At 37.1% G+C, this 20077-nt stretch carries 11 protein-coding genes and 1 tRNA gene; 7 read left to right on the forward strand and 5 right to left on the reverse strand.

Features of this window, described 5'->3' with window-relative positions; all coding sequences use genetic code 11:
• Window positions 1-5: 5 nt before the first annotated feature.
• The 5 genes from DRF61_RS17145 to DRF61_RS17165 all read left to right on the forward strand — a co-directional run bounded on the left by DRF61_RS17145 (window position 6) and on the right by DRF61_RS17165 (window position 10902).
• On the forward strand, window positions 6-3692 hold the full coding sequence (locus DRF61_RS17145; protein WP_146896889.1) for a DUF5977 domain-containing protein: 3687 nt from the start codon (window positions 6-8) through the stop codon (window positions 3690-3692).
• Window positions 3693-3821: 129 nt separating this feature from the next.
• Complete coding sequence (locus DRF61_RS17150; RefSeq protein WP_111959227.1) at window positions 3822-7400, forward strand: DUF6443 domain-containing protein; 3579 nt, start codon at window positions 3822-3824, stop codon at window positions 7398-7400.
• The gene (locus DRF61_RS17155) at window positions 7397-7813 is read left to right on the forward strand and encodes a hypothetical protein (RefSeq protein WP_111959229.1); all 417 of its coding nucleotides are present in this window, start codon (window positions 7397-7399) and stop codon (window positions 7811-7813) included. The genes DRF61_RS17150 and DRF61_RS17155 overlap by 4 nt, the downstream gene beginning before the upstream one ends.
• A 555-nt stretch (window positions 7814-8368) precedes the next feature.
• Window positions 8369-9901 carry a M20/M25/M40 family metallo-hydrolase gene (locus tag DRF61_RS17160; RefSeq protein WP_111959231.1) on the forward strand — a complete coding sequence of 511 codons (1533 nt, stop codon included), beginning with the start codon at window positions 8369-8371 and terminating at the stop codon, window positions 9899-9901.
• A gap of 302 nt (window positions 9902-10203) precedes the next feature.
• On the forward strand, window positions 10204-10902 hold the full coding sequence (locus DRF61_RS17165) for a hypothetical protein (protein ID WP_111959233.1): 699 nt from the start codon (window positions 10204-10206) through the stop codon (window positions 10900-10902).
• 170 nt (window positions 10903-11072) lie between these two features.
• On the opposite strand, the gene DRF61_RS17170 is transcribed toward DRF61_RS17165, so the two are convergent.
• Window positions 11073-11159: transfer RNA gene (locus DRF61_RS17170), tRNA-Ser, on the reverse strand.
• Between the two features lie 55 nt (window positions 11160-11214).
• On the reverse strand, window positions 11215-12231 hold the full coding sequence (locus tag DRF61_RS17175) for an asparaginase (protein WP_111959235.1): 1017 nt from the start codon (window positions 12229-12231) through the stop codon (window positions 11215-11217).
• An 81-nt stretch (window positions 12232-12312) separates the two neighbouring features.
• Here DRF61_RS17175 and DRF61_RS17180 point away from each other — a divergent pair, with 81 nt between their 5' ends.
• Entirely contained in the window at window positions 12313-12984 is a 672-nt protein-coding gene (locus DRF61_RS17180; protein ID WP_111959237.1) for a TrmH family RNA methyltransferase, read from the forward strand.
• Between the two features lie 54 nt (window positions 12985-13038).
• Here the strand turns inward: DRF61_RS17180 and DRF61_RS17185 are convergent, their stop codons facing one another.
• Genes DRF61_RS17185 through tsaD form a run of 3 tightly spaced genes read right to left on the reverse strand, consistent with a single transcriptional unit; the run spans window position 13039 to window position 15209 of the window.
• The gene (locus DRF61_RS17185) at window positions 13039-13740 is read right to left on the reverse strand and encodes an RsmE family RNA methyltransferase (RefSeq protein WP_111959239.1); all 702 of its coding nucleotides are present in this window, start codon (window positions 13738-13740) and stop codon (window positions 13039-13041) included.
• A gap of 45 nt (window positions 13741-13785) precedes the next feature.
• Window positions 13786-14196 carry a hypothetical protein gene (locus tag DRF61_RS17190; protein ID WP_111959241.1) on the reverse strand — a complete coding sequence of 137 codons (411 nt, stop codon included), beginning with the start codon at window positions 14194-14196 and terminating at the stop codon, window positions 13786-13788.
• Complete coding sequence (gene tsaD / locus DRF61_RS17195) at window positions 14193-15209, reverse strand: tRNA (adenosine(37)-N6)-threonylcarbamoyltransferase complex transferase subunit TsaD (RefSeq protein ID WP_111959243.1); 1017 nt, start codon at window positions 15207-15209, stop codon at window positions 14193-14195. Before tsaD ends, DRF61_RS17190 begins: the two co-directional genes overlap by 4 nt.
• A gap of 4 nt (window positions 15210-15213) precedes the next feature.
• On the opposite strand from tsaD, the gene DRF61_RS17200 reads away from it, so the two are divergent.
• Window positions 15214-20004 (forward strand): translocation/assembly module TamB domain-containing protein, encoded by a 4791-nt coding sequence (locus DRF61_RS17200; RefSeq protein ID WP_111959245.1) that lies wholly within the window; start codon window positions 15214-15216, stop codon window positions 20002-20004.
• Window positions 20005-20077 lie beyond the last annotated feature (73 nt).

Here is a 20077-nt window from a genome sequence, read left to right on the forward strand (position 1 = left end):
CACAAATGAAAAAAATAAAAAAATTAATAGTCCTAATTTTAATTTTGCCAGCCATTACAGCTTTGGGGCAGACAAGTAGTCTTTTAATACAAAATGCTGTAAATAGTATTGCTGTCCAGTCACCAAATGCAGCTGCTTTATTCAGATATTCAGAAACACCTGTTTCTCTGTACACAGGAGTTCCTGACATATCAATACCTATTTACACTATAAAAGAAGGTGATATTGAAGTGCCTATCTCAATATCTTATCATGCAGGAGGAATAAAGGTAAATGATGAGGCATCTTCAATTGGTTTAGGGTGGTCTTTAAATGCAGGTGGAAGAGTTTCGCAGATTATGGCTGGAGGGAACGATTTTGCTTACCGTGGATATTATTATAACAGTAATATAAGTGTAGCTCCAATGGCTTCCGTTTCAGAAGGTTGCATCGTCAATCCAGATCTTAATGTAACAAGCCAGACCAGCTCATTTTATACAACCAATATAGGTATAAGTGATAATGGAGGTAAAGTATATTATAAAACAGATCTTCAACCCGATCTATTTTTAATTAATCTACCTGGTAAAACTTATAAAGCATATTTAGATAGAGCAAAAACTGTTCAAACTGATTATCCAAAATTCCTCATAGTAGGGCAAGAAAATATTAATTTTAAATTGATTCCAAGTTCAGGATATGTTCCTAATCAAAATGGAAATAATTTCAATGTAATTAACGAGATTGGTACAACCTATTTTTTTGATGGAGCACAAGAAGTAAGTACACCTCTAACAGGAACTTATATAACGGGGGCGTCTAAATATTTGACTAAAATTAAAGATCTGTCAGGTAAAGAAGTCAAATTTTCTTATTTGCCGATTTCACATTCTGACAGGCTCTCAGGTTGTAAAAATACCAGACTAGATAACACTATGTATTATACAATAGGGTATACTTCTAAAGGTGGGATTACTACTTGTAATAAACAAACAATAGATGAGAGTTATATTGAAAAAATTGAATTTTCTAATGGTAAAATTGAATTCGCCTGGTCTGACAGAGAGGATGTTAATAATTCAAAAAAAATATCTTCAATTAAAATCTATAATACTTACAAGCTCATAAAACAATTTGACTTTAACTATGATTATTTGATTGCAAATGATAATCTGAATACAAGTTCAATTGCCTCATGGCTGGGAGCTCCTAATAATAAAATATTTACACATAGACTAAGGCTTCTCGATGTAACCGAATCCATAACTAATCAAAAACATTCATTTGAATACAACTCTACCAATCTTCCAAATAAATTAAGTTTCTCACTCGATTTTTGGGGTTACTTTAATGGACAGAATAATAGTGACACCTATATCCCAGACCCAACAAAGTATTTAAAGGGACATATATTTAATATTACCTCTTTTGATAATGATGCAACAGGATATTCATATACTGATGGTGGTCTAACAGCTGGTGGCCAGCCTCAAAATGATATCATGACTATTAATTGGGCTACTAATAACAAACATTATTTAGCAGACCGAAGAGCATCATTGCAATCTTTAGCGGGGATATTGACTAGTATTACTTACCCTACAGGAGGGAAAACAGAGTTTGAATATGAGCCTAATACTTTTTCCAATTACCCTTTACAGTCTCTGATAAATAATACAAATCCTGGTATTGAAAATAATTACAGTTCGGGTGGAGGAGTAAGAATTAAAAGCATCAAAACAAAAGAAAAACCAGGAGCAGAGCCTATTGTTAAGAACTATATTTATGATGAATTCACTAATAATGGAACAAAATTAACTTCAAATGGCATTTTAGCTGAGCTTCCTAAGTATTATGAAATAGAGAATCGATGCTTTAGAATTTTTGATATTGGTTCATCATGGCCTGTTGAACCGAATACTGACTGTGGCATGGCTTGGGTTCCAGGAGCACAGAAACCGTTTAAAATATCTATTTATGAAGGGATTCCATCTCAGGGTATGTCAACTCTTTCTCAAGGTACTGCGGTAGGCTATTCCAAAGTAACAGAACAGGTAACAGGAAAAGGAAAAACTGAAAACTATTTTTACAATACTTTCCAAAAATCATGCATTAATTTAACTTCTAAAGGGGGACTACAATTCTTAGAAAATGGAAATTTAATTAAAAGTATCAGTTATGATAATAATAATCAGTTAATTAATGAAAAGGTATATAACTATAAGAGTAATTTTAATGATAACTTAAATACATATTTTTTAGAAGGAAGAATTCTCGATTTTAGTGGATTATATATGGACGGAGTGGGAGGCTCTCCAGCTAACATTAATGCAGGACTCATTCACAACTATACAATAAGTTTGTATAAATCTTTACTGGAATCAACTAATACTAAAGAATATTTTCCAGCAGGATCAAACAATTATGTAGAAACAAAAACTTTAACTACATATAATAACAAATATCAGCCAAGTATACAAAAAACTTCATATCCAGATACCTCATTTACTGAAACTAAATATAGTTATGCTCTGGAAAAAGGTAATCAGCTTATGCTCAGTAAAAATATGGTTGGAATTCCGTTAGAAATAATTACCACCCAAACAAATAATGGAATTGCCAAAACTTTATCAAAAACAGAAACTGTTTATCCAACTTCATTGCCTGATTCACAAATAGGTAATTTTGTTCTCCCTAAATCTGTAAAATCATATGATCTTTTAAATAGTTCTTCTGCTTTTACGGAAGTAACATTGAATAAATATGATTTAAAAGGAAACCTTATTCAATATACGGCAAAAGATGGGACTCCTGTGTCTATTATTTGGGGATATAATTATACATTACCAATAGCAAGAATTGAAGGCGCTAATTACGACAATATTGCAATGTATATTAATGATATTATTTCAACATCCAATGATGATGCATTAAATCCTGTAAATGAACAGGCCTTAATAACAGCAGAAGATAATTTAAGAAAAAATGCCAATTTGGCTAATTATCAAATTACAACTTATACTTATGACCCTTTAATTGGCGTGACAAGCATTACACCCTCTTCAGGAATTAGAGAATATTATAAATATGATATGACTAATAGATTGGAAAAAATTGTTGATATCAACAATAAGATATTAAAAGAGTTCAAGTATAGATATGCAACAATTGCATCTACGAATTATCCAAACGAAGAAAAAAGTGAGACATTCACAAGAACAAATTGTACAGGAAATGGAATTGGAGGGACATATACTTATATTGTTCCAGCAGGCACTTATACTGATGTAAGCATATTAGCCGCTAATCAAAAAGCACTAGACGATATTAATATTAATGGTCAAAACATGGCTAATCAAAATGGCCCCTGTTTTTTTCCTGTTTCATGTAGCTTTATATTTTCCTCGGTTATAGGCAACCCGCAGTTTAGTAATAATTCTACTACAACAGTAAACGGAACTGTTTATTTTAAAGTTTATTTCTCAGGTTATGGTATTTGGCAGAATTGGGCAAATGGTGTGAATATAGGTAAGGTGGGACCAGAATGTGTACCATCTGTAAATCGAACAATAACATTTAATGAGAGTTCTTTTAATCGTAAATGGAGCATTTTTATTGACACAACAGGAAATTGTACTGCAACCCTGATCTCAGGAACAGTAGATGCATCTTCTACTAATCCTTTGAATTTCTTATTTGAATATCAAAAATAAACACATCATGAAAAAAATAATATTCATTGTTGATATACCTATATCAGCAGGAGTTGTAAACCATGTGGCAACTCCATTATTGCCCAATAATCAGTTAAAAAGAACAATTCCTGATCATTAAATAAGATTATGTATAAAAAAATATATATAAGCATAGGATTAATACTGGGTATTTATCACTATGGACAGGTGGTCCTGAATTCTCCTCCTGTTCCTAATACGGAAAAAGCAGATCCTCAAAGTATACGTATGCTTCCGGGATTCAGCTTTAATTCTGTAAGCGGGACATTTCGAGCCTATATTGGAGGATCTTCTTCCAATAATCCGGGGAATACCTATACGCCTATCACCGTTGATTATTCGACTAATATTTCAAATACTGAAAATTATGTATATACCAGACAGTATTTAGTGCCTACCGAAGTTTCAAACGGATCTCTGCAGCAGATACAAAGTGTCCAGTTTTTTGATGGCCTTGGAAGACCTAAGCAGTCAGTGAGCATTAAATCTACTCCTACCGGAAAAGATCTGGTGACCCATATTCCTTATGATGGATTTGGCAGACAGGTAGACAGCTGGCTTCCGGTGCCTATGTCCTCGCAGAATGGAAATATCCAGACTGCAGTGGAAGGAAGTACCAATGCGTATTATCAGTCAAACGGTATTAATGATTCCTTTCCATTCAGTCATCAAAATTTGGAAAATTCTCCGCTTGACAGACTCCTGAGCCAGAAAAACCCAGGTACCGACTGGCAGAACAAACCTGTTACTTTCGGGTATGATACCAATGTAGCAGGGGAAGTGAAAAAATATGCGACCGTTACGAACTGGGTTGATGGAGCTACTTCTTCAGTATTAAGTACACCAGGAACTTATGGAGAAGCACAACTGTACAAAAATACCGTTACGGATGAAGATAATGGTAAAACCATAGAATACAAAAACGGTAAGGGACAAACCCTATTAGTCAGAAAAGTCATAAGCTCTTCAGAAAATGCAGACACTTATTATGTGTACAATGAATATGATCAGCTGGCGTTTGTAATTCCTCCTTTGGCTTCTGCTTCTGCATCAATTTCTACTACAGCTTTAGACCACCTATGTTATCAGTATAAGTATGACGGCAGAAACAGGCTGGTAGAAAAGAAGCTTCCGGGCAAAGGTCCAGAGCAGATGGTCTACAACAAAAAAGACCAGATTGTTCTGTACCGGGATATTGTTCTGAAAAACGGGATACCTAATTTTACAGCAGATAACTCATGGACTTTTACCAAGTATGATCAGTTCGGAAGAGTTGTTTACACTGGAATTTCGAGAGATGGAACTTCAAGACAGAACATTCAGACATACATTGATAACCAGCCGGTGAGTGCTTCTTATGAAACCCGTGGAGGAAATCTTGTTCTGAACGGAATGAATATAGGATACGGAAACGTTTCTTATCCTACAAGTATTGATAAGGTCCTTTCAGTCAATTATTATGATACTTATCCTGATGCTTCGACCATTCCGGCAACAATTTTAGGTCAGGAAGTGTTACTTCAGGATGTTCAGAGTTCGAATGTTAGTACCAAGAGCCTGCCTACAGCCTCTTATGTAAAAAATGTTGAAAACGATAATTGGACAAAGACCTATACTTATTATGACAGGAAAGGAAGAGTGATATCTACCTATTCTGTAAACCATCTCGGAGGATATACCAAAACAGAAAGTCTACTGAAATTCTCAGGTTCCCCGGAATACACACTTACCGAGCATAAAAGAGCTGCAGATGGCACAAAAGTAAATATCAAAGAAACTTTTGAGTACGATCATCAGGAAAGACTTGTGAGGCATTGGCATCAAGTAAATGGAGGAGCACAGGAACTCCTTGCAGAAAACCTTTACAACGATCTTGGCCAGATACAGACAAAAAATGTAGGGAATACTACAGGAAGCGCTTTGCAGAATGTTAAATATGCATACAATATCAGAGGGTGGCTCACAAAACTTAATGAACCTTCCGATCTGCAGAATAAACTCTTTGCTTACGAGTTGAGGTATAACAGACCGGACAGCCAGTTCTCCGGTTCTGCCAGATACAATGGAAACATCTCTCAGATGTCTTGGATTACCCAAAGCGATGCAGTAATGAGAAATTATTCCTATGAATATGATTCCCTTAACCGTCTTAAAGAAGGACGTTTCTGGGATGCCATGAATTTAGACAGAGGAGAATACCATGAGCAGTTTACCTATGACCTGAATGGAAATATTAAAACCCTGCTCAGAAGAGGAAAACAGCTTCCAGGCTATACGGCACCAGAAGTCATGGATAACCTTGAATACCATTACGAAAATGGTGAGCAGAGCAATAAGTTAACCTATCTTAAAGAAGTGGGAACGGGTAATGCTTTAAGCGGATATCCGCTTTCATCAGGAAGTACCGGAAGTACAATTATCTATGATCTGAATGGGAATATGACGGTTCAGCAGGATAAAGGTATTTCTTCTATTCAATATAATTATTTAAATTTACCGGAAAAGATTACCCAAAACTCTAAAATAACAGATTACACTTACAGGGCAGATGGGGTGAAAGTAAAAAAGATCTTCGGTACAGATACCACAGATTATTTAGACGGTTTCCAGTATGAAAATGGAACGTTGAAATTTTTACCAACTGCTGAGGGATATTTTAATTTTGAGACCGGAAAGTATGTGTATAATTATACTGACCATCTTGGAAATGTCAGGTTGAGTTATTTTAAAAACGGCTCAGGAGCAGAGATCATTGAGGAGAGTAATTATTATCCGTTTGGATTGAAACATGAAGGGTATAATGTTTTGTCGGGAAATCCTGCGTATAAGTATAAGTACAACGGAAAGGAGTTGCAGGAGACGGGAATGTATGATTATGGTTTTAGACAATATATGCCAGATCTTGGAAGATGGTCATCACTTGATCCACTTTCGGAATTAGCTTCGAGTTGGACTTCTTATAGATATGCATATGATAATCCGCTAAGATATATCGATCCTAAAGGTTTATTTGAAAGTAGAAAAGAAGCTAGACAATACCGAAGAGAGCATGATCTACATGGATCAATTAAGAAGCAGAAAGATGGAAGTTATGCGATAAATGATAGGGATAATATGATATCATATGCTAAAGGTAATGATTCTGATCTAACTGCTTCGGATGCTCACGATAACGATGGCGTTGTTGAATCTGTTTTAGTTACAAAGGCTCCATATAGTCAGAAAGATGCTTTTGATCTTACAACAACGGATATTTCATTATTTGAAAATATTACCTGGAAAGGAATGTCAACAGCTCAAAAAAGCAAGTTTGTATGGGATGCTAAAAAAATTATTAAAACAACTACAGGATTAAAAATTCCTGGAAGTACTAGTAGTTGGTATAGAGCAAAAATTCCAAAGGCAATGAAAGGTATAGGCGTTGCAGGAGGAGCTGTTGCAGGAGCTGTTATAATTTATGATGTAGTTGATAGTAAGCAAATAAAAGCGTCTAACATTTTGGATGCTGCCGTAACAGGAGTGAGTTTCGTTCCTGGATGGGGTTGGGTTGTTGGAGGTGTTTTTTTTGGTGCAGATATGGTTACAAAGGGAATTACTGGTCAATCAATAGGAGATCACTTGGATAATTACATTGAAGAAAAATATGATAAAGATGATGGAGCATTAATAGATTGGTCAAAGAAATGAAAAAGATAGAAGAAAATATTTTTTATAGAGTTTATATTGCTTATTTAAATAAAGATTATCCGGCCACATTTGTAAGTTGTTTATATATTGCATTTGTTTATATGTTTTTATTTGCACCAATTTATGGCTTGTGTATTGATTTATTTAAAGGGATAGGTAAAAATATTATAAAATTTTTATATATAATATATGTTGCGGTCATTCTTATTATAATATTTAAGAAATACTATAATAAAGTAACATTAAATAATATATTAAATAGAAATAAACATAAAAAACAATATTTACCTACTTGGTGCTATTTTATAATATTACCAATTAGTATGATTTTAGGAATAGGTCTTTATATTTTAGTATCTATACAAATCTTACAAAGGCTTAACTTAGAGGGGTATTTATATGATTTATTATAATGTATTTGAATTGTTGTGTGGGGTATTGTCTCTGCAACCTCTAACAAAATAAAAGCCTGTATTAAAGTGAGCCAGCCTCATGTTGGCACAAGCGTCTCACTCGTGCCGATAGATAGAAATAAAACCCTTGCAGTTTTGCGGGGGTTTTGTGTTAAAAATTAAAAACTAAATTTACACAAAGACAACCCATGAAAACAATCTCCTATATCCTTTCTATCCCACTTCTTCCCTCGCTACCGCACGATTGTATCGTGTGGCAGATAAAAACAAAACCCTCGCAAAATGCAAGGGGTTTTTGTATTATAATGCGGCTACGTTTTTGTTAAAGAAGTCTTTAAGTTTTTTGTGTTTTTCAATAAATAATTCTATAAAACAAGCTATCGACAAATTCAGGCTGGAAAATAACAATCTATTTTTTGATATCAATTCCGGACTTTGGAATTGACAAAAGTAATTTATATCTAATGTTAGGGAAATACTTAGATTTTACTGCAATTATAGCAGTTTTCTTTGGTATATTTGTTAAACAATCAACACCACACAAATCTTATCGTCATGAAAAAGTTCCTTTTAATCATTCTCGGAATCCTTGTTATTCTGGTAGCTGTACTGCTGATCAAAATGTATACTTACCCGTTCAAAAAAATGACAGCAGAAACTTCAGAAGGGTGGAAGCCTGTGAAGAACGATTCTGCCGTACTTCGGTTGTCAGGAGGGATCAAGATACCTACAGTTTCTACAGGAAGCCTTGGCGAATTCAATTACGCTCCCTTTGATCAGTTTAAACAATACCTGAAAGCATCTTATCCATTGGTTTATCAGTATACCGAAAATACAGAGATCAATACCCATGCTTTGGTTTTCAGGCTTAAAGGAAGTGACCCTTCGCTGGAACCTATACTTTTTCCTTCCCATATAGACGTCGTACCTCCCGGAGATGCCGATGTGAAAAATAAAGATCAGAATATTTTCAGGCCTGATGACAAGCCTTTGCCTCCGGTTTCTAAAGTAGCGGAAGACTGGGACTTCGAACCCTTTTCAGGGACTGTAGCCAATGGCAGAATCTATGGAAGAGGAGCCATCGACATGAAGGGAATGCTTTTTTCCCTCATGGAATCTATCAATACCATGATTAAAAGCAAAAAAAATCCTAAACGCGACATCTATCTGGCTTTCGGTTTTGATGAAGAGGTGGGCGGACAAAAAGGAGCTGTACAGATTGCAGATTATTTTAAGAAAAAAGGACTTCAGTTCGACGCAGTTTATGACGAAGGAGGTTTGATCATGCGGAAAGGAAATGTGGCTGGAGTAAATTCAGATATCGCAGTGGTGGGCTGTGCAGAAAAAGGGTTTTTATCCGCAAAAATAAAAGTTAAAGGACTTGGGGGACATTCCTCCATGCCGCCTATGGAAAGCGCAATAGGAAAAGCTGCAGTGATCATGCAGCGTCTTGAAGACGATCAGATGAAGCCTGAAATAACCCCACTCATCAAAGGCTTTTTTGACAATATCGGCGGAGCAATGCCATGGACCACCAGGCTGGCTCTCTCTAACCAGTGGCTGCTAAAACCTCTTCTTTTATCCCAGCTTACCAAAAATAATACGACCAATGCCTTAGTACGTACAACCACTGCTTTAACGATGATGAAAGGAAGCGATGGAACCAATGTTCTTTCTCCCGAAGTGGAATTTATCGTTAATTTCAGGCTTCTTCCCGGAAATACAGTTAAAGATGTTCATGATCATATTGCAAAAGCCACAGAAGGTTTTGATGTTGAGGTAGAAGAGATCGACAATACCAGAGAAGCTTCTGCCGTTTCTCCTTCTAATACAAAAGGATTTAAATTAATAGAAGCCGGAGTCAGAGAGATCTATCCGGGGGCCATTGTGACTCCGTATCTTACTATGGCCGGGACCGACGCTTATAAATACCAGATCGTAAGCAAAAATATTTACAGATTTATGCCCATCAGGATTAACAGCTCAGAACAGCAAAGCATCCACAGCACCAATGAATATATCAGTATTGAAAACTACCTGAAAATGATCCATTACTTTGAATACATGATGACGAATTACGACAAATAATTTCGGGGTACGGGATGGGAGTTAGAGAGTCGGAGAGTTTGAGTGTCTTAGAGTTTCGGGATTTGGATTACGGGGGTTAAAGTAGGAGTCGCTATTGTGTATTTCGGCATCTTAAAAGTTAACCGTTGCTGTATAAAGATTTTAAATAATTGGTTTAAGTCTTATGATCACCCTTAGTTTTAGTCTTAGCCTCATCAAAAATCTCATGTCTGAAATCTGAAATCTTGACTCTCAAAAAAAAATAACACGTCAAGTTTTGTCGCATTACAGCAATAGCTTTGTCATATCAAAATTACAGAGCTATGGAATTGCCGTTTTACTTAACATTTAAAGAATTTGAAAGCCATTATTACGACGCCCTTGAACAATGGTTTGAAAAATATCACAACGCCAGCGAAATTGATTATCTGAAGGCCCTTGCAGATCTTTACAGCCCTTATCTGTATTACAGCTTTGCGGACGATAAGCTTTTGGCTGATGCTTCCATGGAGATCAAAGATTGTTTTTTGCCTTATCATGAAAAAATCGGAATTTCTTTTTGCACCAACTGTGAAAATGAAAAACATTTCAAAGCAAAAGGAATGAACCATATATTTGATTGGAAAACCATCACCATGATGGAATACGCCCAGCATATTCTGGACAAAATCAACAGATACCTGTTAAAAAACGATAGCGTTCTGGACGGAAATAAAACAATCCTGGATTATATCAACGACTGTGAGGTTGTTACCGCAAGGGAAGGCGCAGGATATTGTGTGAATTACAACAGGCATCAGGCTGCAGTTCCTTTTTTGAAGGCTTATCTTCCTTGCTACGGACAGACGGTGGATATTGCAGTATATCGGGATTTTATTTTTTCTGTCGTGCAGATCGCAGAATATATCGATAAGAAACTGAAATCCGTACAGGCCTTTGAGCACACGGTTTACGCTAAATTAAAATCAGAGGCCAAGTTCAAAGTACAGATGAGCCATCAGTTTCTCACGATCTGCAATTAAATTTTACACCAAACATTCATATCTAATTATATTGATGGAAGAACTTCAACAGTTTTCCAGACAAATCCTGGCAGAAATGCCGGGATTTTGTTTTATTTCGCTCATTATTTAATAGCATGAGTAAAATAAAAAAGCCTTAAACAATTAAGTTTAAGACCTTTATCTTTTTGCAGAGAGGAAGGGATTCGAACCCTCGATACAGTTACCCGTATACTACCTTTCCAGGGTAGCTCCTTCAACCACTCGGACACCTCTCTATTTGAGACTGCAAAAATAGGGTAATTTCTGGAATCTGCAAATTATTATTTAAAATTACTCAGTAATTTCTCCACAAAGGCTCTTCGTGAAGTTGTCTGCAAAGGTTCCGGAGTAATTCGGATTGTCTATCAGGTGCATCGCTTTACTGATGGCACTTTCTGCTGTCATATCTTTTCCGCTGATCGCTCCGATCCTTGAAAAAATATTACTGTTTTCATACTTTCCGAACGAAATACCTCCTGAAATACACTGACTTACCACAACGATTTCTGTTCCGTTATTTCTGATTTCCTCAAGCGTTTCCTGTGTTTTTTCACTGCTGAAAATAGTTCCCGAACCGAAAACCTGAAGAATAAGAACCTTCATTTTAGGGATTTCTTTAAAATGGCTCAGATGCATGCCCGGAAAAATTCTCCAGAAAAGAATATCTTCAGAAATATTTTCATCTACATGAAATTCTATATCAGGATCACACCGGTAAAGATTATCCTTAATGATATTTAAATGAACGCCGGATTGTCCCAATATCGGGTAATTCGGACTCGCATAAGCATCAAAATACTCCGCAGAATATTTCAATGTTCTGTTCCCTCTTAATAATTTATACTCAAAATAAACAGCAACTTCCTGAATAACCGCTTCATCATTTTCATAAAGACTGGCATAATAAAGGCTTGTCAGAAGGTTTTCCTTCGCATCCGTTCTCAGATCTCCGATCGGAAGCTGTGAGCCCGTCATGATTACAGGCTTTCTCAGTCCTTTCAACATAAAACTTAAAGCAGAAGCTGTATAAGACATCGTATCCGTTCCGTGAAGGATCAAAAAGCCGTCATAGAGTTCATAGTTTTTGAGAATATAGTTGGCAATAACCTTCCATTCCTCAGGTCCCATATCCGAAGAGTCCAGCGGTTTGGCAAATGGATGCACAAATACTTCACATTCCATTAATTTCATCTCAGGCATTTTTTCGAAAATATTTCCAAAATCAAATGCGCGGAGGCTTCCGGTTTCATAATCTTTTTCCATACCGATGGTTCCCCCGGTATAAATGAGCAGGACTTTTCGTTTCATGAATTACTTTTTTCTAAGAAATTGAGCCTCGTTCAGGTTCATAGCTCAAAATTACGTTAATTTGCAAAGATTTGAAAATGAATGGAAGATTTAGCGCAAACTTTTGAATATTTAAAGCAGTTTTTAACAGAGGAAAGACTCTCAAAAATAGAACATTTCTCCAAAGAAAGTTCCGATTTTGTCCTTCCTGTGATGGACGATGTCTACCAGTTCAGAAACGCAGCAGCTATTATAAGATCAGTAGAGGCAAATGCGTTTCACAAGGTGGTGGCTATGGAAGAGGAAAATGTTTTCGATCCTAACCTTACTGTAACCAAAGGTGCCGAAACCTGGGTAGAAGTAGAGAAAATGCCTAAAAATATAGCTTCATTGCAGAATATCAAAGACAGAGGATATAAAATTCTGGCCGTATCCCTTGAAAAAAATGCGGTTATGCTTCCCGATTATCAAATCACAGAACCTATCGCTCTTGTATTTGGAACTGAGAAAGAAGGCGTGTCAGAAGAAGTCTTAGACTTTGCAGATGAAACACTGGCTATTCCGATGTACGGTCTGACGAGGAGTTATAACGTTTCCGTAGCCGCAGGTATCTGTATGTACGAACTGAAACAGAAACTGATTAAATCAGGTATTGATTATAAGTTGAACGAAGAAAAACTGATGAAAATGAAGATCCGATGGGCAGTCAATTCAATGCGAAGCGGCCAGCAGATTTTCGAAAAATATCTTAAAGACCATAACCTGGAAATGTAGGGAATTTGTTAATTTATTGATAAATAGACACTCCTAATTTCTAACCTCTAACTTCTAATTTTTCATCATATTGAAATAATTCCACGCCGCCACAAATACACCCGCCGTTTCCGTTCTCAATCTTTGATTTCCAAGTGAAACTGCTTTTACATTAGTGTCGGACAGAAATTGAATTTCCTTTTCAGAAAAATCCCCTTCAGGGCCAATCAAAAAAGTGATCTGTTCCAGAGCAGGAATGTGGTTAAGCTCAATCCTTTCAAGATTTTCATGACAGTGCGCTACAAAAGTATGCTGTGGATCAATGTTTTTTAAGAAATCTGTAAGCTTCACCGCATCATTAATGACAGGGAAATGGAATCGCAAGCTTTGTTTGGAAGCAGCAACAGCCTGCTTTCTGAGCTTATCAATATTAATAATTTTACGTTCAGTTTTTTCTGTAATAATAATACTGATCTCTGAAATGCCCATTTCCACAGCCTTTTCCACAAAAAACTCGATCCTGTCGATATTTTTCGTCGGAGCAATGGCAATATGAAGTCGGGGACTAAAATCCTGAGTATTGGTTTTAATTTCAGAAACTTCTAAGCCGGCTTTTTTTCCTTCGATAACTAATTTTCCGGAAGCAATATTTCCTTTTCCGTCTGTTACGTAAATTTCTTCACCATCTTTCATACGGAGAACTTTCACAATGTGCTGTTGTTCTTCATCATTAATTATTGCTTTTCCGTTATTGATTTCGCCAAAAAAAAGTTTCATATATTGATATTTAGAATGCGCCTGAATTGTATTGATAAGTGATGATTAAAAGGTAATTTCATTATCGCTTATAAATGCTACACCGGTTTTTATCGTGGTATAAATATCGCCTTCACAATCTCTATATGAACATGCGTAAATTTCTTCAACCCACTTATTATTCATAAAAATTAAATTCAAATATTCGTTTTTTCTTAAATTATTTTTGATGGATAAGTAATCTCCTTCTTTGGGTTCGTAAGTAAAACTAAATACATTTTCTGAATTGATCTTCTCTATAATCTCTTCCTTTATATTTTGAACATATCCAATTTCTGAACTTATCATTAAATAATCTTCGTCCTCAGATTTTTCTGTCACTTCATTTTTTCCTATAACGGTTTCTAAAACCCAATAATATTTTGAGTTTTTTTTAGAATGCGTTCCCAGTATTTTTTCTTCTAATAGTATTTTCATAAATCATATTTTGCAGTTGCGGAAGTTCTCAGATCCGTAAATTCACCTCTTTCAAACTTCAATTGAGCAACCATGGCAATCATCGCAGCATTATCAGTTGTATATTCAAATTTTGGAATGTAGATATTCCAGCCTAATTTTTCATGATTGTCCTCCATTACTTTTCTCAAAGCAGAATTGGCAGAAACTCCACCGGCGATGGCCACCTCTTTTATATTCAATTCTTTGGCGGCTTTTTCAAGTTTAGTCATCAGAATTTCAATGATTGTTCTCTGAACCGAAGCACAAAGATCATTCAGATTTTCTTTAATAAAATCCGGATTTTTTTTTACCTCTTTCTGAATATAATAAAGAACGGAAGTTTTGATCCCGCTGAATGAATAGTCATAGCCTTCCATCTTAGGTTTGTTGAATGTAAAAGCATCAGGATTTCCTTCCTTAGCCAATCGATCTATAATAGGCCCGGCAGGATAATCAAGGTCGAAAATCTTTCCAATCTTGTCAAAAGCCTCTCCTGCAGCATCATCTATTGTTTTTCCGATAATTTCCATATCAAAATAATCCCTTACCAATACAATCATCGTATGACCTCCGCTTACCGTAAGACACAGAAAAGGGAATTGAGGCGGCATAGGATTTGCATCTGCAATGAAATGGGCTAAAATGTGTGCCTGGAGATGGTTAACTTCAATTAATGGAACATTTAAGCTCATTGCCAAAGACTTAGCAAATGATGTTCCTACAAGAAGTGATCCCAAAAGTCCGGGACCGCGTGTAAATCCTATAGCTGAAATAGCATTTTGTTGTATATTTGCTTTAGTAAGAGATTTTTCAACAACGGGGATTATATTTTGTTGATGCGCTCGCGATGCCAGTTCCGGGACCACACCTCCATATTCTTTATGGATGGCCTGATTCGCAGCAATGTTGGACAGAATACAGTTTCCCTTGATGATAGCTGCTGAGGTGTCGTCGCAGGACGATTCAATACCTAAAATTATAGAGTCGCTCATAATAATGGCAAAGTTAGAGAATAATAACGAGAATGAGAATAAAAAATCGGTAACTGAGAACCTAAGTGATCAGGTACAGAAGACTGTTGGGGATGTAGAAGGGGCTGTAAAGGAGACCGTTAAAGAAGCGTCTGAACTGGCATCAGATGCTATTCATCATCCTGTAGAAACGGCTGAAGAATTTGGAAAGCAGGCTGTAAAAGATGTCACCAGCTATTCCTGGTGGGCAAAACTTCTCCTGATCCTTTTCTGGTTGGGAGTTATTCTTGTTGGAGGAATACTTACTGCCATTAACCTTCCGGTAACCAAACGGTGGGCAGCCAATCAGGCGCTTCAGATCGTAAATAAAGACTTTAAAGCAGGGATGTCTACAGAGAGTGTAGAAGTAGATTATTTTGGAGACGTCACTATAAAAGGATTAAAAATAAAAGACTACAAAGGGCTGGAATTTATCAAAGCAAGAGAATTTCGCGCCAATTCAGATTGGATGTCTCTCGCTTACAATGCTATTTCAGGAAACAGTAATTCACTAAGCTTTAATTCCCTCACCCTGGTTAATGCAGATGTAAAGGTGATCACCTATAAAGGGGACAGTATTTCCAATTTTATCAGATTTACACAGCTTTTCGACAGTGGGAAGAAAAGAGATCCTAAAAAGCCTCCTTTTCAGCTCGATTCCCGTGTACAGATCATTGATTCAAAGGTGTCTATTGTAAGTCAAAACTCTCCGGGAGAACCTGGAAAATGGCTTACTGCCACAAATTTTAATTTAAAAGCACCTAATGTAAAGGTTAACGGGGCCAATATTTCGGCACTGATTAATAATATGTCCTTCGTTACTAACAGATGGGGGAAATCTCATTTTGTAGATACTTTTTCTACTGAACTTTCTTTAACACCTGAATTTCTGTCACTAAAAGACCTTACCCTGAATACTGATCATTCACTGCTCCAGGGAAATATCAAATTTAATCTTCATGACGGTTCATGGGCAGATTTTGCAGACCGTGTACGCTGGGATATGGAAATCCAGCAGGGAAGTCAGCTGAGCGGATATGATATCAGTTATTTTGTGACCAACTGGGATAATTTTAAGCCATTCAACCTTGCCGGGAAAATGACCGGTCCTTTAAATAAATTTCATTTAGAGAATTTCCTGATCAGAAATCCTGACGTCAATATCGCAACCAAAACAATGAAGGTCGACAGACTGCTGAAAGGAAATTTTGCCATTGAAACGAACGATCTTTCTACCGATTTTACTTATAAGGATCTAAAAGCCATGATGCCTTCATTTATTTCTAAAAAGATGAAGAACTTTGCTGATGATTTCGGGAAGCTGAAATATAACGGAGCAGCAAGGGTAACTCCTGAGCAGGTTTACGTTTCCAGTGGAAACCTGATGACAGGAATAGGGCAGGCCAAGATCTCTAAACTTTCACTTACCGCATACAGTACGGCAATGCCTAAATATTCGGGATATCTCGAAGTAAAAGACCTGAATACCTCTGTCATCACCAAGAATAAAAGTGTTGGCCTGATCTCCGGTAAATTTGATCTTAACGGACAGAGTTTTGACGTGAATACAATGCGTCTGACCACGAAATCCCAGATCACCAGCATCGAAATTATGGATAAGCAGATCAGTAATGTGTATCTTGACGGATTGCTGGATCATAAAAAATATAATGGACTCATCACCGTGAATGATGAGCAGGCTAAAGCAACGATTAAAGGGCTTATTGATTTCAGTACCTCAAGGGTCGCGATGAATGTAAATGCAGATGTCACTTCTCTGAATATGAATTATTTTACCAATAAACCGGGAAGCCAGATCGTGAGCGGACGGGTGGAAGGTAAAATGTCTATGTCTAATATTAACGATTTGACTTTAGATGTGGATGCCAATGATCTTCACTTTGCCACAGCCACACAAAAATACATTATTCCAAACGCCAAGCTGAAAACTTTTGTGGAAGCCGGCGGACGTGTCATTGATGTGGATGCACCTGGCGCTGCAAGCGGTAAAATATCAGGAAGATATAACCTTGCCGATCTTGCGGGTATGGTAGAGAATGGAATCGGAAGAATTCTCGTAGGCCCACCACCGAGAAAATTATACAGAGGTCAGAATTTTAAAATGAATTTTGATGTTCAGCAGGGCGTTGTGAATTATTTCCTGCCCGATCTGAAGCTTCCGCAGGGTGCTGTGATAGAAGGAGAATACAACGGAGATTCAAATGATCTCATCCTGAATCTGGATGCAGCCTCTCTGAAGTATATTATGACGAAGAAGGAAGAAATTTCGGATGCAGACAAAGCTTTGGCCGCCGCCAATCCTGAATACAAAATTAATGACAGAAATAATATTTCCAGAGACAGTGCGATGATCGACAGCGTGATGGTGAGGATCAATACGGCAAACCTTAATGAACAGCTGTATGCAAGGGTCAGCAAACTGGTATACAATAACAATATTATTAAGGATTTTGAACTTAAAGGTAAAAATGAAGACAATACGGCTCTTCATCTGGCCACTACCTTCAAGCATGGAAGTCCTGAGGATGATTTGAATGATAATCTTAAAGCTTATGCTATTAACGTAGATCAGTCTACGAATGCTGCCGGGGATTACGTTTTCAGGTTTGAACCTACAGAAGTTAAATTTAATGAGGTGACTTGGGCAATAGATACAAGCCCCGAACTGGATCATTCCATTACTTACAGAAAAAACGCAGGAGATTTCGATATCAGGAACCTGCGTATATATTCAGATAAAAGTGCCCTGTTTATTAAAGAGGCACAGTTCAAATCCGCCAAAGACTTTTATTTAGACGCAGAGATTAACGAATTTGCTATTGAAAAGCTTCTTGAAATGCAGTCCGGGGGAAATCCTATGGGAATAAAAGGCCTGGCAAACGGAAGTGTAAAGATCAAGATGGATAAAAGCACTTTGCAACCAATTGTAGATCTTACTGTAGATAATATTGTGATGAACGGAAACCAGATGGGTGACCTTACTATTTCTGCTACAAACGGTTTCTCTCTGAATGTGTATGACGTAGATGTAAAGGTAGCTTCAGCAGGGGTTCTTGGAAATAACAACCTTCATCTGACAGGTACCGTCAATAATAACACTGCTTCTCCTACAATTGATCTCACTGCAGAAATGCGGGATTTTGACCTTGCTTTTACCCAGCAGTTTGTTCAGACTGTTTTCGGAAATATCAGAGGGAAAGCTACAGGTGATCTGAAGATCAACGGAAAGTTGAGTGATCTTGATTATAGCGGGGATATTGCTTTAAAAGGTTTCGGTTTAAAGCTCCTGTTTACCGGAGTAGATTATTCATTTGATGATACAGTGATTCCGCTTTCCCGTGGACTTGCCATTCTTAACAATATTGAAGTTCATGACGGAAGATCGAATTCTAAGGGAACAATTTCAGGTGCGATCCAGTTTGAGACAATTTCGTCAATGGGGGTCAACCTCGTAATGAGGGCTGACAATCTTCTTATGCTGAATACGAGCCAGAAAGATTATGATCTGTTTTGGGGAAGGGTTTACGGTCAGGGAGATCTCTATGTAGACGGACCTGTTTCCGGATTGAGTATTTCAACTCCTAATATGAAAGCCCTGAACGGAAGTAATTTTACCTTTAATTCCAGCTCGACATCCAATGTTGAAGAATTTAAAATGCTGAGATTCCTGAAAGAAGGAAAAGACGGGCTTATCACGCTGGAAGAAAAGAAGAAGACGGGAGCTAATATGCGCATCGACTTCAGTCTTGATGTGGATAAAGGAACTACGGTGAATGTTCTTGTGGGTGATGATGTAGGTAATATCACTGTAAAAGGAACTGCAGACAGGCTGAGGTTCCAGATGGGGCGACAAGGCAACATTGCCATGAATGGTACTTATAAAGTAGATAACGGAACATTTGTTTCCAAAGCTATTCTTAATAAGACCTTCCAAATAGAAAAGAACAGCAGCATCAGATGGGATGGTGATGCGATGAAGCCGGCACTCGATATTACAGCCAATTATGTGAGAATGGTTTCCAATGCAGGGGAATATTTAAGCATGGGGAAACTGCAGCCGATCAGTGTACTGCTTCAGGCCAATATTACCCAGTCTCTCATCAATCCTAAAATTGATCTGAACGTGACTGCCCTTGATGTTTCCAGCCAGGTAAAAGAGACGTTGGCAGCTAAGATGAGCCAGGAAGGTGAAAAAGTGCTTCAGTTTGGTTCCGTCCTGCTGCTGAGCACATTTAATGTTTCGAACAGTGGAGGAGTGGATTTTGATGTGGCAGGTGTAGCGGAATCTTCTGGATACAATATGCTTCTGAAACAGTTGGGATCAGTTCTTAATACAATGAGCAACGAATTCCAGATCGATTTGAATTATGTAAAAGGTGACCAAAATTCCAACACTGGTGACCGGGCCAATGCCGGGGTGAGTGTGGCCCTTTCACCAAGGGTAAACATTAAAACCGGACTGGGGATTCCGCTGACAAAAACAGAAGGTACACAGACCAATTATCTTTCTGGTGAGGGATCTATTGAATATGATATTTCTAAAAAGAATGATGGAAGTCTTGTCCTAAGAGGGTATTCCAAGCCTACCAATATTGGGATGGTAAGTACCAATGGTTCTGCAAATCAGGCCTATGGTGGGGGAGTTGTGTGGAGCAAAAGCTTTAATTCTCTCTTTAAAAAGAGGAAAAAAGATAAAAAACAGTCAGAAGCTAAAGCGGAAATAAAAACAGATTCTACAAAATCGACTAGTAAATAATCGTAATATTTTAATGATTTTTATCATCCGTGTTAATTATTGTTAATGTTTGATATAATTTTTTTAGTTAAAT

The organism is Chryseobacterium lathyri (assembly GCF_003290185.1).
Taxonomy (GTDB): Bacteria; Bacteroidota; Bacteroidia; order Flavobacteriales; family Weeksellaceae; genus Chryseobacterium; species Chryseobacterium lathyri.